A 16516-nucleotide genomic window follows, 5' to 3' on the forward strand; every position below is an offset into this window, starting at 1 on the left:
GATTCCTATAATCGGGAATCTTTTTTTATGTCAAATGAAATACTAGAAGATGGTGCGTGCTATGACATCTAAGTGATCATCATATATTTAAACTATAGAAGGAAGCAGTATGTTTGATTTGAATGGGAAAATTGCTTTAGTCACCGGAGCAACGCGGGGAATAGGAAAGGGAATTGCGATTGCCCTTTCTAAAATGGGAGCAATCGTTTATTTTACTGGCAGAACAGAGGTTGAATTTCAAGGAGCTGTTGCTTTAAGCGGAGCGATTGCAGCAACAGAAGCTGAAATCAGAGAAAACAATGGAGTGGGGTATGGAATCGAGTGCGATTATCAAAACGGTGAAAAAACAAAAAAGTGGTGGAGCAGATCATTGAGGAAGAAGGGAAGCTTGATATTTTAGTGAATAATGTTTAGGGTGGCTATGGATTATGGCTTTAAAGATAGTAATGGGACACAGCCAATTCCATTAACTAAAGAAACTTGTTAAGATAAAGCAAAAAGACACATCAAGGCGATGTGTCTTTTGATGACTATCCAGATAGTCAAGGGGAGGTCTATAATTATTCAGCAGTTGTAAGTCCTTGTTCTTCTTTGTAAGCTTTATTATCAGCTACTTTGAAGAATGGGAACCACATTAAGCCAGCTGCCAAAATTGAGAAAGCTTCCCAAACTGAGATTTTCCAGCTACCTTGTAAGATACCATATAAGATAGGTGGAGTTGTCCAAGGAATTTGAGCACCACTTGGAATTGGGACGAGACCAATCTTCATTACAAAATAAGTTAATGTACCTAAGATTGGGGTAATGAGTAGTAATGGGATAAAGAACAGTGGGTTCAATACAACAGGGATACCGAAGATCAACGGTTCATTGATGAAGAAGAAGGTTGTCGGTAAAGCTAATTTTCCTAATGTTTTGAACTGTGAACTCTTTGACCATAAACACATTATAATAGCAAGTGAGAACATTGATCCTACACCACCAGAGATAAAGCAGCGACCTAATGATCCTGAAATGATGTGAGTAGGGGTTTGACCTGCTTGATATGCTGCAAAGTTTTCTAAGGCTAATGGTGTATAGATTGGGTTGGTGATAGAACCAACGATGTTACCACCATGTAATCCGAAGAACCAAAGAATATTAGTCATAAACTGGAAGAAGATAAATGAGAATAAGTTATCTCCCATAAAACGCATTAAGTTTGATTGAATGATTGTAAATACCGCAGTATGTAAATCATGGTAACTTGTTAATGTCATTAATCCGGCAATTGCCAAGAAAATAGAAACAACAATACCTGTCGGAATTAGTGCTGAGAATGAATTGGCAACATTTGGCGGTACGCTGTCGGGAAGTTTAATTACCCATCCGCGTTTTACTACAAAGATATAAATCCTTGAAGCTGCCAAAGCAACGAACATAGCACAGAATAATCCCTTAGCCCCTAAGAATGCAGTAGCATAAGCCCCTTCTGTACGTCCTGTGACTAAGAAGAATGATACTAATGCTGATAACCCGGCACCGGAACCATCTACATCAAATTCTTTAGCTAATGTATAAGCAATAAAGAATACCGCATATAAAGCGATTAAATCTATTGTTGCTTGACTAGGCAGTGCTAAGATACTACCAAAGCCTGATGAAGCAAGCCAATCTGTATAAGCCTTAATAGGGAGGTTACTTAATAATGTGAATAATGATCCAACAATGGTAGCGGACATGATTGCAATAAATCCGCCGCTGATAGCTCTTAAATATTTGTTTTGTCCAAGCGTGGCTGCAATTGGTACTAATTTTTCTTCTAGTACACCCATTAATTTATCCATATGTATTCCTCCTTTTTTGAATTTCTCCCATTTGCTTAACCTGTAAGCGCTTCACTTCCTACACTTACATTATAGAATAGCGTCAAGGATTAATAAATTTGTCTTATTGCCAATTAATTGTGGCAAGGATTGTTTTCTTCCTCAAATGCTTGTTTATCTGCCATCGCAAAAAATGGGTACCAAAGAAATGAACCTAAAACAATGGTGACCACTTCCCACAAAGCTAACCGCCAGCTGCCTTGAAGCAGACCATAGATAATCGGCGGGGTTGTCCAAGGAACTTGGGCACCGGTGACGATCGGAAGCAGACCAATTTTTGTTACAAAATAAGTAATAACAGCAAGAATCGGTGTGACAAATAGTAATGGGATAAGAAAGATCGGATTTAACACAACAGGAACTCCAAACAATAAAGGTTCGTTAATAAAAAACAGACAGGTTGGCAATGAGAGCTTTCCAAATGCTCTGTATTTTTGAGACTTGGAAAATAAAAGCATAAGAATCGATAAACTCAGCATCGAGCCGACGCCGCCATGGATAAACAATTTACCAAATTGACTGTTTATAATATTCGGCATAGTTTCACCCGCTTGAAAAGCGGCTAAGTTCTCTAAAGCTAAGGGGGTATAGATCGGATTGGTCACAGCACCTACGATATTCCCGCCATGAAGTCCAAAGAACCAAAGAATATTGGTGATAAATTGAAAGAAAATATAGGATAGCAGATTATTCCCCATAAATTTCATTAAATTAGATTGTATGGTGGAATAAATCAGTGTATGTAAGTCATGGTAAATTGTCAGCTTCATAACGGCAGTAATGGATAGACAAACAGATATAATAATAAATGAAGGAATAATCGCCTCAAATGAACTCAGCACCTGATGGGGAATATTTGAGGGAAGTTTTATTTTCCAATTCCTTTTTATGATGAAGACATATAAATAACCACATAACAAACCAATGAAGACAGCGGCAAAAAGTCCGTTTGATCCTAAGAACCTAGTTGAATAGCTGCCATCTGTACGACCGGTAATCAAAAAGAAGCAAGACAGAGAAATTAGACCGGCGCCATGACCGGATAAGTCATAAGAAACCACTAAATGATAACTGATAAAAAAGACTGTATATAAAGAAATGATATCAATCGAGGCACTGGTTCCCAAATCGAGTATGGAAGTTAATCCTGTACTTGACAGATAGTCGGTATAAGCGGTAATCGGTAGACATTTAATTAATGTCAGTAATGAACCGATCACGGTTACAGGCATCGTTGTGATGAAGGCACGGCTGATCGAGTTTAAAGAGCGATTGGCAGCAATCTTTTTTGCCAATGGATAAAGTTTGGTCTGTAAGGCTTCTATTCTTGAAATCTCCTCTTCTTCAGCGATAGGGGCAGGTGGAGGAGAGTCATCCATTAAGGCATTGTAAATAATATTTTCCACATTTAATGATCCATAATCATCCATCGAAATATTGATTACACGAGTATGATGCAAAGAAGCGAGATCGTTGATCTGCTGTTCAAAGAAATGAAGCTGAGGGGCAATTAAAATCACATCGGCCTCATCGATATATTTTTTCAATTGATCTCTTGAACAAGAACCGATTTTAATTCCGTTTAACTGTTGTCTTTTCACTTCATCACGCATTTTTTGAACTAGTAAACTGCTTGACATACCTGAAGCACAGCAAACTAATAGTTTCATAAGTTATTGGAAAATGCTGTCAGTCAGCAGTTCTTCCTTTTCTTTGCTTAAAGATTCGATATAATGTTGTAAAGTTGAAAAATCAGGATGTCTTTCCAGTTCTGCCATACGTTCGCGATTTAAGACTAAGCTTGATAATACTTCATTAAAGATAGTCAGAGCTTCGTCTGAATTAGATTTAATGCAGAGTAAAAATATAAATTTAACCATTTGTTTTTCCCAGCGAATCGGTTTATCTAAGATAGCGACAGCGACAAACGTTTCATCCATTACAGTTTTAATAGGATGCGGCAGAGCAATCTTATTTCCAAATTCGGTTGGGGAGACCGCTTCTCTTTCCATCACTAACTGATAGAAATTTGATGGAAGGGAACGCTGTTCCTTGATCTTTTCACATAGAAAGGTAATCGCTTCATATTTATCTTTCACATCAACATGAGTAAAGAAATACTCCGGTCTGAAACAGCGGCGGATAAAATCATAATCTTCATTGTTTTTAATCAAGATATTTTCAAGGTTTTCAATATCATCATTCCCTAGGAAATACTGAACCTGAATAACCGGTATCTCTGTTTTAAACGGTAGCGGAATTGTCGAAAGGATAAAATCATATTGACTTTGATCGATGTGGGACAATTCATAGGCTTGTGTAACTAAAACTTTATTTAGATAGTCTTTGAACTTAGATTTGACTTTATATAATAAAATTTGGGAACTGCCGGCACCGCTGGCACACACAATGATAATATTCTTTTGCTCAGGTTTATTCAGTCTTTCCAAAGCTAAGGCAAAATGAAGAGCTAAATAGCCTAACTCACTCTCATCAACTGAAGCATTAATCTGTTTAGAGATGACTTTTCCGGCAAGGATCGCAATCTCAAACGCAATAGGGTTATCTTTTTTGATTTGTTCTGTCAATGGATTCGTTATTTTAAGTCCATAATGCAAACGATTCAGCATAGGCTGAATATGAACGGCGATCATTGAATAAAGTTCTAAATCTGAGGTCAGATCAATATTGAATACTTGTTTTGTTTCTTCTAAAATGGCATCAATTAAATCCATAGTTGTTTGTTCCATAACAATATTGGCATTATTCATTTTTAACGCTTGTTTTCCCATTAAATGAATCGCAATATAGTGGATTTCACTTGAAGGAATCGTAATGCCAAAATAATTATTTAATTCTAAGGCAATTTCATTGGCAATCATCATTTCCGGACGATCTTGAAATTGCTGTGTCTGGTGAAAAAACTCATCAACATAAGTTTTTCCCATGATGCGGTTAATCGCAATCAAAATATGAATAGATAAGTTTTGAAAGCCAAAATCAGTCAGTTTAAACTCATGTTTTAAAATTGCCTGATAGAGGACTTTTTTTATAAATTCAAAGGCATCCTGATCAATATATTCACTGCTTACATCAATTCCTTGAATATAATGCTGATCATAATCATCAAAGTGATAGAAATACTGAGCAATGCATGAACGGATATCTTTTTCTTTTCCTTTTATTTTCAAACCATAACCCGCTTTCCCTGCAAGTTCTAAATGAAAATAAGATAAACGTTCTTTCACTTCTTTAATATCAGCATTTAATGTACTGCGGCTGACATAGATTTCATCTGCTAAATCCGCAATTTTAACGTATTCATTGTGCGCTAAAAAGTAACGAATAATATAATTGATTCGTTCTTCTTGATGAACCGGGATCAAATATTGATTAGAAGATTCTTCCTGTAATAATGATTTAACAAATTGATTGTATAAATCTTCATTTAAGACATGCAGATAGTAGCCTGCATTGGGTTTGGATTCAATTTTTGCTCCTGCTTTTTTCTCAATCGTATCTTTATATTTACGAATATCTTCACGTAGAGTACGAGGTCGTATTTCCAGCTGTACACACAAGTCTTCAGATTTAATGTAATCTGATTTTTTGGCTAATATTTTAAATAGTTGAATAAAACGTCTATCCATTTTGCATCCCCACTTCTTTATTTTTTCTTAATATCGTTAAAACTTATAAAATGAACATCGTTATCCTCTGCCCATTTTTTTAAGGCAGGATCACAGGCGATCTGTACCTCTTTTGCACGGGTAATATTATAAGAGGACCAATCCAGTAATTCCTGATCGATGTAGCCCGGATGAGAGTGAATTTCCACAAGATCTTCGCTTAATAAATCGGCTTGGTCATCTAGCCAGTAGTCTAAAGACACTTTATCTTGATAATAACCCACTTTAGGCATCACAGGCACTTCCCAGCCGGAATCATGAGTATCACGCAGCTGAACCATTTCTCCGTTTTCGATATAATGAATATTATCGGTGTAGTGAACATGAAGTTCGACTGCCACTTCTCTGATCGCTACGGCTAACCCCGGATCAAAGACAGCATGACCTTCAATATGGGTAGGATAATATCCCATAAGTTCTTTAAAACGTTCGGCTTGTGCCCGTACTTCTTTTTTTATGTCTTCAACATCCAGTTTTAGTCCTTGTTTCAATCGCTGTTTCACGTTGAAATGTCCATATTCATCCACTAATGAAGGAATCTCCTTAGGATCACTGACTGGTGTTCCAATCACAATGTTGGAATGCTGTCCGCAATAAAGACCAGGATTTTCCTTTAATAACTTAGCAGCTAAAGGGGCAGACGGCATATTGGTCATCATTGTTGTAGAACGTATGACCCCATCGCGGTAGCTTTTAATGATCCCTAACGTTACTGCTTCAGAGTAGCCGATATCATCAGCGTTTAAAATAATTCTTACCATATTTTTTCCTCCTTGATGAACGACCTTGCAACAAATTATAGCATTTTTTCAGTTAATTTACTTCAAAATATCAGAATTTGAAACGGTCGTTTCTACACTTATTTTAATATAAAAAGAAGCTTCTCAAATGTTTTATTTTTGCCAAAGAATTGAGGCAAAAAACAAAAAAACTTAAACCTGTTTAGGTTTAAGTTCCTATTTTTGCAAGTTAAGCAAACGCAAGGCATGAACGTTTTCATCACCGCCGATTTGACGATAAGTTCTTCGGAAACGTTTGTTTTTGGTCGTGTTGGCAGCTTTATTATAACTGGCCACAGCATCAATTTCAAACTGAATGCTGTTGTCGATCAATTCCTCCGCATGTTTATTAGGGTCCATCGGGGGAATAGTCGGATGATAGCTTTCACCGGTTATTTCATAATACATGGATTCTAATAAATTAACATGACGCTGTTCATCACTTTCCAATTGGGTAAATAATTGTCTTAATTCAGGAATATTAGAAGCATTGACTAGAGTATGATAGGTTTGAATGGCTTTGTATTCATCAATGATCGCTTCTTTTATAAAGGACAGATCGTTATTCATTTTTTCACCTCATATTAAATATATGCCCAATAAAGAAAATATGACATCTTTATCCTAATTTGTTAAAATAGGGGAAAGGAGAATACTATGAATAAAATTCAACTGGCGAGTGATGTCTATGCTTTAGAATACGATGAACTAACCCCTTATTTAACTTATGTCTATTTGATTATCAGAGACAATACGCTTTTTATCATTGATACATTTTGCGGCAGTGATTATATGGAAGAAATTAAACAGATGTATCCTGATTATGACTATTGTGTTATGAATACGCATTATCATTTTGATCATATTTGGGGCAATGCTGCTTTTAAGGCAGAGGAGATTTATGCACATCCCTTATGCAAAGAAGCAATTCTTCGGCACGGAGAAGAAGATTATCTGAAAAACAAGCAATTTTTGAAGGGGAAGAAAGAAATTGTATATCCCTCTCGATTCGTTGAAGATCACTTCTTTTTTAAAGAAGCGGAAATAGAATTGATTTATACGCCCGGACACAGCGAAGATGGGATCAGTATTTATGACCATAAGCATCATTGGCTGTTTGCCGGAGATAATTTAGAAAAACCGATCATACAGTTAGATAGACAGAATCTATCTGTCTATAGGGATACTTTAAAGCGATATTTACAGCTGCCTATCAATCGTTTTTTTGGCGGGCATACGTTAAATCTGACAAAAGCGGATATTCAATTGATGATACGCTATTTGGATCAGGTTGAAAGTGGGGAAAATCTGTATTTTGAAGATCCTCATGTCCAAGCAATCCATCTGAAAAATTTAATGTAATATCGGTGGAAATTGTCACATATTTAGTGTATATTAATGGTATTGTCAAGGAGGCATTATGAAAAAGAAAACTCTGATTAATATTGTATTAACGGTTATAGCGGGAGCTATTCTTTATTACTTTATGTTACCGCCGTTAAATTTACAATCGATGTTGTTTTATGTGTATGCAGCGATGCTGATCGCCTTTTATACGATCATTTATTTTGCGACCAGTTTTGATCCACGTCAGTTGCAGCAAATGAAGTTTACTGGTAAAAAGCCAATGATTCTAGTGGTTATTGTATTGGCTATTGTTGTTTTAAATATTTTTTATTCACCGCTGATTAATGCATCGATGTATTCAAAGCGAATTGCAGTGCGTGAAGATGGGAACTTTACTGCGGATATTAGTGCAGTAGATTTTAATTCTCTGCCTTTATTAGATAAAGATTCTTCCAGCAAGCTAGGGGATCGTGTGATGGGGCAGATGCCGGAATTAGTATCTCAGTTCTATGTTTCAGATTTATATACGCAAATCAATTATAAAAATCGTGTCGTACGTGTAACACCGTTGGAATATAACGGATTCTTTAAATATTTTTCTAATCGCAATGATGGGGTAATGGGATACATTACCGTAGATTCTGTAGATGGTTCATCAAACTTAGTTAAATTGGAAAAAGGGATGAAGATCCTGCCGTCTGCAATGTTTAATGAAAATCTTTACCGTCAGCTGCGTTTCCAATATCCAACCTTTATCTTTGGTGAGGAATCATTTGAAGTGGACGAAACCGGGAAACCATTTTGGATCGTTCCGGTTCTAAAATACAAGGGTGTAGAGCTGTTGGAAGACGTTAAAGGGGCAGTTATTTTAGATCCGGTTACAGGAGAGTCACAATATTATAATGTGGCCGATGTGCCAACATGGGTTGATCATATTTATCCTGCTTCATTACTGATTGAACAAAGTGATGACTGGGGACGTTACCGCAATGGATTTATCAATTCTATTATCGGACAAAAGAATGTGGTAAAGACTACCGATGGATATAACTATATCGCAAAAGATGATGATATTTATCTTTATACCGGAATCACTTCAGCAACTGAAGATGCTGCCAATATCGGCTTTATTCTTTCTAATATGAGAACGAAGGAAACTATTTTCTATCCGGTGCCGGGAGCTCAGGAGATGTCGGCGATGGAAAGTGCCAAAGGACAGGTTCAGCAAATGAACTATACGGCAAGTTTCCCATTGCTGATCAATTTAAACGATAAACCGACTTATCTGATTTCATTGAAAGATAATGCCGGTCTTGTAAAGATGTATGCTTTTGTAGACGTAACGGATTATCAAAAGGTAGTAGTGACTGATGCGTCCGAGGGAATTGAAGCTGCTGCACAAAACTATATTGGAGATAAAGAAGCGATTATTGATCAAGAAAGCGTTAAGTTTAAAGATATCACGATCGGATCGATTACGGATTCTATGATTAATGGAGACAGCTACTATTATATTAAAGATACAGATGGCAATAAGTATCGTATTAAAATCAGTGTGGATGAGAAAAATATTCCATTCCTTCAAACTGGGGATACTTTAACTATCGGTTATCTGCTGGAAGAAGATGTCACTGAAATAATACAGTTAAAATAGACCGTTCAGCGGTCTATTTTTCTTTGAAAAGGTTAAGACTAAGGGTAAGGGCATTTAGTTGCTTAAAATGGGAATTTATTGTATCATAAAGGCAATGGGAGAAATTGCTGTATAATGTCATAATAACGAATTTGAGGTGAAAAAATGACAGATCATAATAAAGTAAAACACGGATTAAATGATGAAGAGATCCAGCAGAGAATCGAAAACGGACAGGTCAATTTTTTAAGCAATACGATCACGAAAACATATAAACAAATCTTTTTAGATAATACGATTACTTTTTTTAATATCATTAATATCATTTTATTAGGTTTGGTCATTCTTGTTGGTTCATTCAAAAACATGCTGTTTATTATGATTATTGTGATCAATACCTTAGTGGGAATTGTTCAGGAAATCCGATCAAAGCGTACGCTGGATAAGCTGACTATTTTAACGGTCAGCCAGATTGAAGTTATCCGAAATGGGAGTAAGATCAGTATCCCGGTTGATCAGATCGTTCTTGGCGATATCTTGTTTTTAAAACAGGGATTACAGATTCCTACGGATGCCATTATTATTGAAGGACGCATCGAAGTAAATGAATCTTTATTGACAGGAGAATCCGATCCGCAGTTTAAAGGAACCGGCGCTTCTTTATTTTCAGGAAGTTTCGTTACTTCCGGACAGGCTTATTGTGAAGTGGTGCATGTAGGAAAAGATAACTACATGGAAAAGATTACTGCCGAAGCCAAAAAATTTAAAAAGCATCGCTCAGAGTTAAATCGCAACTTAGATCGTATCTTAAAATTAATAAGTATCATTATTATTCCTATTGGTGTGGGATTATTTGCCAAGCAATACCTATTAACCCATTTAACATTCCGCAGTTCCATCTTACAGACAGTGGCTGCGTTATTAGGAATGATTCCAGAAGGATTAGTCTTACTGACGAGTGTGGCGATGACAATCGGAGTGATGCGTTTAGCAAAGAAGAAGGTTCTGGTACAGGAACTTTCGTGTATGGAAACATTGGCACGTGTTGATGTTTTATGCTTAGATAAGACAGGAACGATCACCGAAGGACGAATTGCCGTTGAGAAAGTCGAAAAATTAAAAGATGTTGATATAGATTTGATTATGGGAAATCTGATGCATGCAGTTCAGGATGAAAATGTCACCGCAATGGCTTTGCGTGAACAGTTTAAAGAAGCTGATGATTTTGAATTGGATCATTTTATTCCGTTTTCTTCCGATCGCAAGTATAGTGGTGCCGCTTTTAAAGGAAAAGGTACCTATTTGATGGGGGCAAATAAATTTTTATTCCCACATGGTTATGAGCATCTTCAAGAAAGGTGTCATCAGTTAGCAAAGGAAGGCTACCGTTTAATCGTAGTTGGCTACTCCCCTAATATCAATCAAGATACAGAGATCCCCGAAGGATTGGAACCTATTGCGATTGTGCAGATGTCTGATGTTATTCGAAAAGAGGCAAAAGAAACACTGGATTATTTTGTAAAGCAGGGGGTAGAGGTTAAGGTTATTTCCGGTGATGATCCGGTGACTGTATCTGCCATTGCGAAAAGAGCAGGATTAAAGAATGCTGAAAAATATATAGATGCTGCCAGTCTTCAAGACGAGGAAGCGATTGAGCAGGCTGTGCAGCATTACAGTGTGTTTGGTCGAGTAACACCAAAGCAGAAAAAGCAAATGATTATGGCAATTAAAAAATTAGGTCATACTGTTGCAATGACCGGAGATGGTGTCAATGATGTATTAGCTTTTAAAGAATCCGATGTATCCGTTGCAATGGCTTCAGGAAGTGATGCTGCTAAGCATGCCGCCAATCTTGTATTGATGGACTGTAACTTTGCAGTCATGCCAAATATTGTCAATGAAGGGCGTCGGGTAATTAATAATATCAGCTATGCTGCTTCTATGTTTTTAATTAAAACAGTTTTCTCGGTGATTTTATCTTTACAAACGATCCTGTTAGGACAGGGTTATCCGTTCGCACCGATTCAATTATCAATCATCAGCAGCTGTGCAGTAGGAATTCCAACCTTCTTAATGACTCAGGAATCAAATTTTAATCGAGTTGATGGTCATTTCTTCAAGCAAGTTTTTAAAAATGCCGTACCGACAGCTTTAACGATCGTTATCTGTATTACTTTAATCACTTCATTGGGCAGTGCCATGGGATCAAGCAGTTCGATGCTAACCACCGCCAGTGTATTGATTACCGGCTGGAATTACATGCTGGCATTAGAAAGAGTCTATTCACCGCTGTCGACTTATCGAAAAGTTGTGATCTATTCTATGCGTCTTGTTTATTTGATTTCTATCTTAATCGGACAAGGCATCTTGGAGCTTGTCGCTGTAGACTTCAATGTCCTTTTGCTGCTGGTCTCTGCAATTACTTTCTCCCCACTGTTCTTTGAATGGTCAACGAAGCTTTTGGAATGGATCATTCAGTTATGGGAGAAGCATGGTTTAGAAAAATGGTTATAAAAAAGATGAGCAACATTAGCTCATCCTTTTTTATTCAGTTTCAATGATATCCTGTGCCAAGGCAGTATCGAGTTTTTCAACGTTTCGCAGTTTCCGCTGTATCGCACGGGTACGCACACCCACTAATTTATCTAATTCACGGTTTGCCTGATCGATTCTTTGCTGGGTTAAAGCGAGAATGTCGGCAAACTTATCAAACTCAGTTCTGACAGCGCCTAACACTTCCCAGACTTCACTGCTTCTTTTTTGAAGAGCAATGGTTCTAAAGCCCATCTGCAAGCTGTTTAATAATGCTGCCATTGTACTTGGACCCGCCAAATTGACATGATAATCTCTTTGCAGTATCTCCACAAGACCACGATTGACGGCCTCGGCATATAATCCTTCAAAAGGTAGGAACATAATAGCAAAATCAGTAGTATAGGGCGGTTCGATATATTTTGTTTTAATATCTTTAGCAAAACTTTTTATTCGTTGAATCAAAATATCCGCATTGTTTTGAACGATGCCGGCATCACCTGTTTCATAGGCTTCCTGCAGTGCCTGATAAGCATCGGCAGGAAACTTAGAATCGATGGGTAAGTAGACACTGCGTTCATCCCCCGGCAGCTTAATAGCATATTCAACCACATTCTTACTGTTTGGAACTGTCGCAATATTCGTTTCATATTGCTCCGGAGATAAAATTTCTTCTAAAATCATGCCTAATTGGATTTCTCCTAAAATACCGCGTGTTTTAACGTTAGACAATACTTTCTTTAAATCACCGACACCATTAGCCAGTGTCTGCATTTCCCCCAAGCCTTTATAGACAGCTTCCAGTCGTTCATTGACTAACTGAAAGGACTGCGTCATCTTTTCCTCCAATGTGGTCTGTAGTTTTTCATCCACCGTGTGACGAATCTCCTCTAATTTTTTGTTACTGTCTTCTTGAATATAGCTTAGCCTTTTTTCCATAGTCAGACGAAGTCCATCAAATTTTTGTTCATTAGTCATTTCTAAGGTTTGCAGGCGTTTTTCTAATTGGCTTAAAGAAATCATCAATGATTGATTCATTTGAGCGATACTATTGTTTTGCGTTAACCCAATTTCTTTTTGTAGTTTAGTTGACCATTTAATTGTATTCGATAACTCACCAATCATTTCTTTTTTAATAAGCTGCTGGTTAGCTTTCTGTTGTGTCTGCTGGTAAATCAGCCACAACAGCAGCAATGCAATGAAGATCAATAATCCAATAATTATGTATTCCATATAGCCCCTTTCATTACTCTAAACATTCGAACTGAAAATCATCTAATAATTCATTAGCTGCAATGGCAGTTAGCTGATGCTCGATCGCAAAGATCAAAACAGCGTCTCTTCTGATCTTTGAATACAGTGGACTATGTCCGGATAGTTTAAGCAGGCGTTCCGTTTCTTTTAAGCTTCCCTTTAAAGCTAAAGCAATCTGAATAATTTTATCACGCCCGGCTTTTTTGCTTCCGTCAAAAATCTGATAAGCATAAGTTCGAGATAAATTCGTTTGCTTGATGATATCACTTCGGCTTACTTCTTTTATTCTGCACAAATAATCGAAATACTCACTAAAAGACATTTCTTTAATTGTGTCAATGGTCTGCTTTAAGGCTTCATCCTTACTATTTTTTATAATATTTAATAAATCTGTCGTTGATTTCATTTTTTTCTCACCCAATTTATTTTATAATAATTACAGTGGGTTAACAAGGGAGAATAGTAGGATGGATAAATTAACCGTTTATAAAACGATTCAAACGATTAAAGCAACTAAGAGCAAGCGTATCGAACTTGTTTATCATGAGATCGATCATTGTTATTATATCAAAAGAGAATTAAGTCAGTATGATCTAGACACCTATCAGCGTTTGAAGGAACATCCTAATCCCGGATTTGTGCGGATAATGGATCTTTGGGTTAAAGAGGATAAACTGATTGTGATTGAGGAATTTATTAATGGACTAACATTAGATAATATTTTAATTAATGAGGAGTTAAGCAAGGAACAGATCATTGGCATCATGGATGATTTATGTGATACATTGGACTTTCTTCACCAGCTTTATCCGCCGATCATCCATAGGGATATTAAGCCGGAAAATATCTTTTACTATCGAGGACATGCGATTCTTTTTGATTTTGATATTTCACGTGTCTATGATTATATGAAAAATAAAGATACCCAAGTAATGGGAAGTGTCGGATATGCCGCGCCTGAGCAGTTTGGGTTTTCGCAAAGCGATTCCCGCAGTGACATCTATGCATTAGGCGTCTTATTAAATGTTTTATTTACGAAGCAGCTGCCTCAAGATGAGCAATACAAAGGAGAGGAAAGCAAAATTATTTTAAAGGCAACCGCTATAGATCCTCAAAAAAGATATCAAAATGTTCGGCAGCTAAAGCAAGCACTGCATCATTATTATCCTGACGAGGAGTCTGATGATCATAAAAAATATGGTATACCGGGATTTCGTCACAAAAAAATATCTCATATGATTACATCGATCATTTATTATGCAGCCAGTCTTTTTTTAGCGATGAATATAACAGTCGTCAATGGAACGAGCAATGAACAGCTAGCCTCAAAAGTGAGTTTTTCGATTTGGTTTCTTTTCCTTCCGTTATTGTTCTTTGATTTCATGGGGTTAAAGAAAACCGCTTTATTTAGTCAGTGTAAAAACAAGATCATAAAAGCTATCGGTTTGGTTTTAACCGCTATCTTTTGGTTGTTTGTGATCCTGATGGCTGCTTTTTCCCTTACATAAAAAACCAGCAGAATTATAATTCGCTGGTCTTTGTCTGCTGAGGGCAGACCACAATAGTTCATTATTATTTATAATAAAATTAAAGATTATTCTTTATTTTGGTCAATAACAGGTATTTGAAAAAACTTTTCAATAGGAGTTTCTAAGACTTGGCTGATCTTCCAAAGGGTTAAGATACTGATACCTTGGTGAATTCGGCTGCTTTCTAGATTACCGATCAAAGCTGTGGAAACATTAATTTTTTCTGCTAATGTCTCTTGCGTCATCTTTTGTTTTGATATGCTGTATAAATTTCGATAGTATTTTATATTTTTACCGATAATATCATAAAGTTTATCTTCATTAAGGAACTCGAATTCCATAGCTTACACACTCCTTTCAAACTTATTTTCTCATATTTCTATAATTTGACCATATATCAGAAATGATAAAATATCATTGTAAATGATTATTTTATTTGTTAGAATAATCTTAGACAGAATAATTTAAATTATTCTAAATGTGGAGGGAAAATATGAAAAAATTATTGAAGGCATTTACTGCTTTGGCAGCATGTGCAGTATTGATGGGCGGATGTTCAAGTTCTGGGGATGAGAAAAATAAAACACCGGAAAAAACAGAATTTGCTCAATCAGAGGTAGCTACTTATAAAAAAGTAGAATACACTGTAACAGGCGTTGAAAAAACAAAAGGACAACAGTATTTTGAAGCAGCAGAGGGAATGGAATACGTCATTGTCCATATCAAGATTGAAAATAAAACGGATGATAAAATCTCTTATAATTCCTTAGATTGGAAAATGCAGAATTCCAATGGTCAAGAAGATGGCTATAAAATCACAGCACTGGATAATATCAAAACATTAAACAGCGGAGATTTATTAGCCAGAGGGATTGTTGAAGGAGATTTAGTGTTTGAAGAACCAGTGGGAGATACAGGATTAAAATTAGCTTATTATCCATCTATTATTGATTCTAAATCGGCATTTACGATAAAAATTGACTAGCATGAAATATAAGAATATGAAATCGGAGCAGATATTAAATTTGCTCCTCCTTCTCTTACTTATTAAAAAAACGGAACTAACAAGTCCGTTATACCCATTCTAATAAAAAGATGTGCACACAGCACATCTTTATAATTTCTTTAAATCTCCGAAAGTAATCATTTCAACATTGTTTTCTTTGATCCATTCTTTTAAGCGAGGATCACATAAAACATCTAATTCTTTACATCTTTGAACATTGTAAGATGAATGTGTCATTACATACTGATCGACAAAAGCCGGATGTGACATAATTTCAAAAGCATCTTTTTTAAGCATTTGATCAAAGTCGTTTGTGAAATATTCGATGGATACATTTTTCGCATAGAAACGATTAGAAAATTCTACCTTTTCATAATTGCTTTCAATATAATCATGTGTATAGCGAACAGGCAAATCATATTGGAAAGCAAATTTTTTGGCTTGTTCATGAACACGTGGATATGATGACGAGAAATGATGAGAATCGATATGATCTGGCAAGCGCCCATTCAATTCAATAAAACGATTAAACTGAGCTTCTAGTTCATGATAGACTTCATCATAGTTGAGTTCATCTTGATCCGCTGGTTTTTCTTTGTTTTTTAAATGCCAGTCCTGTGAATGAAAATAACCGTCCTGATTTACTAAACTAGGAATCTCTTTAGGATCTAAAACCGGTTTACCGGCAGTTAAGGTAAAATGAATGCCAATGTGTAAATCAGGATATTCCTTTGCCATTTCTGCTGCCTGAGCAGCAAAAGGCATTCCTACCATTAGCGTTGTTGAACGTAATACACCGTCACGATGTGCTTTCAGAATCCCTAAAGTGACACCCTCACTCATTCCAAAGTCATCTGCATTAATAATTAATCTAGTCATTGT

Annotated in this window: 15 protein-coding genes; 6 read left to right on the top strand and 9 right to left on the bottom strand. The window is 36.4% G+C overall.

The annotated features are described in order from the left end of the window. Positions 1 to 109 precede the first annotated feature (109 nt). The gene (locus ACLRVU_RS04840; RefSeq protein ID WP_147549337.1) at positions 110 to 400 is read left to right on the top strand and encodes an SDR family NAD(P)-dependent oxidoreductase; all 291 of its coding nucleotides are present in this window, start codon (positions 110 to 112) and stop codon (positions 398 to 400) included. Between the two features lie 160 nt (positions 401 to 560). On the opposite strand, the gene ACLRVU_RS04845 is transcribed toward ACLRVU_RS04840, so the two are convergent. The 5 genes from ACLRVU_RS04845 to ACLRVU_RS04865 all read right to left on the bottom strand — a co-directional run bounded on the left by ACLRVU_RS04845 (position 561) and on the right by ACLRVU_RS04865 (position 6903). Further along, positions 561 to 1826 carry a PTS sugar transporter subunit IIC gene (locus ACLRVU_RS04845; protein ID WP_147549335.1) on the bottom strand — a complete coding sequence of 422 codons (1266 nt, stop codon included), beginning with the start codon at positions 1824 to 1826 and terminating at the stop codon, positions 561 to 563. A gap of 113 nt (positions 1827 to 1939) precedes the next feature. Beyond that, positions 1940 to 3535 (bottom strand): PTS transporter subunit EIIC, encoded by a 1596-nt coding sequence (locus ACLRVU_RS04850; protein ID WP_147549333.1) that lies wholly within the window; start codon positions 3533 to 3535, stop codon positions 1940 to 1942. A gap of 3 nt (positions 3536 to 3538) precedes the next feature. After that, positions 3539 to 5515 (bottom strand): BglG family transcription antiterminator, encoded by a 1977-nt coding sequence (locus tag ACLRVU_RS04855; protein WP_147549331.1) that lies wholly within the window; start codon positions 5513 to 5515, stop codon positions 3539 to 3541. 17 nt (positions 5516 to 5532) lie between these two features. Then, positions 5533 to 6315: a ChbG/HpnK family deacetylase gene (locus ACLRVU_RS04860; protein ID WP_412890931.1), complete on the bottom strand. Its 783-nt coding sequence runs from the start codon at positions 6313 to 6315 to the stop codon at positions 5533 to 5535. Between the two features lie 195 nt (positions 6316 to 6510). Further along, positions 6511 to 6903: a ferritin family protein gene (locus tag ACLRVU_RS04865; protein WP_147549327.1), complete on the bottom strand. Its 393-nt coding sequence runs from the start codon at positions 6901 to 6903 to the stop codon at positions 6511 to 6513. An 87-nt stretch (positions 6904 to 6990) separates the two neighbouring features. Between ACLRVU_RS04865 and ACLRVU_RS04870 the strand changes: the two genes are divergently transcribed. The 3 genes from ACLRVU_RS04870 (at position 6991) to ACLRVU_RS04880 (ending at position 11827) form a co-directional block, all read left to right on the top strand. Further along, entirely contained in the window at positions 6991 to 7695 is a 705-nt protein-coding gene (locus tag ACLRVU_RS04870) for an MBL fold metallo-hydrolase (RefSeq protein WP_147549325.1), read from the top strand. Positions 7696 to 7753: 58 nt separating this feature from the next. Then, on the top strand, positions 7754 to 9334 hold the full coding sequence (locus ACLRVU_RS04875) for a hypothetical protein (RefSeq protein ID WP_147549323.1): 1581 nt from the start codon (positions 7754 to 7756) through the stop codon (positions 9332 to 9334). 144 nt (positions 9335 to 9478) lie between these two features. Next, positions 9479 to 11827 (top strand): HAD-IC family P-type ATPase, encoded by a 2349-nt coding sequence (locus ACLRVU_RS04880; RefSeq protein ID WP_147549321.1) that lies wholly within the window; start codon positions 9479 to 9481, stop codon positions 11825 to 11827. A gap of 30 nt (positions 11828 to 11857) precedes the next feature. On the opposite strand, the gene ACLRVU_RS04885 is transcribed toward ACLRVU_RS04880, so the two are convergent. Both ACLRVU_RS04885 and ACLRVU_RS04890 read right to left on the bottom strand, forming a co-directional pair. Beyond that, on the bottom strand, positions 11858 to 13078 hold the full coding sequence (locus ACLRVU_RS04885; protein WP_147549319.1) for a DNA recombination protein RmuC: 1221 nt from the start codon (positions 13076 to 13078) through the stop codon (positions 11858 to 11860). A 13-nt stretch (positions 13079 to 13091) separates the two neighbouring features. After that, positions 13092 to 13505, bottom strand: coding sequence for a hypothetical protein (locus ACLRVU_RS04890; RefSeq protein ID WP_412890932.1), 414 nt, complete (start codon positions 13503 to 13505; stop codon positions 13092 to 13094). Between the two features lie 61 nt (positions 13506 to 13566). On the opposite strand from ACLRVU_RS04890, the gene ACLRVU_RS04895 reads away from it, so the two are divergent. Then, positions 13567 to 14607, top strand: coding sequence for a serine/threonine protein kinase (locus ACLRVU_RS04895; protein ID WP_412890933.1), 1041 nt, complete (start codon positions 13567 to 13569; stop codon positions 14605 to 14607). 86 nt (positions 14608 to 14693) lie between these two features. Here the strand turns inward: ACLRVU_RS04895 and ACLRVU_RS04900 are convergent, their stop codons facing one another. Then, a complete protein-coding gene (locus ACLRVU_RS04900; RefSeq protein WP_147549313.1) occupies positions 14694 to 14969 on the bottom strand; it encodes a helix-turn-helix domain-containing protein in 276 nt (91 codons plus the stop codon). A 152-nt stretch (positions 14970 to 15121) separates the two neighbouring features. On the opposite strand from ACLRVU_RS04900, the gene ACLRVU_RS04905 reads away from it, so the two are divergent. Further along, entirely contained in the window at positions 15122 to 15613 is a 492-nt protein-coding gene (locus tag ACLRVU_RS04905; RefSeq protein ID WP_412890934.1) for a DUF4352 domain-containing protein, read from the top strand. 129 nt (positions 15614 to 15742) lie between these two features. On the opposite strand, the gene chbG is transcribed toward ACLRVU_RS04905, so the two are convergent. Further along, positions 15743 to 16513: a chitin disaccharide deacetylase gene (gene chbG / locus ACLRVU_RS04910; RefSeq protein ID WP_412890935.1), complete on the bottom strand. Its 771-nt coding sequence runs from the start codon at positions 16511 to 16513 to the stop codon at positions 15743 to 15745. Positions 16514 to 16516 lie beyond the last annotated feature (3 nt).

The organism is Beduini sp., from assembly GCF_047239305.1.
Taxonomy (GTDB): domain Bacteria; phylum Bacillota_I; class Bacilli_A; order Erysipelotrichales; family Coprobacillaceae; genus Beduini.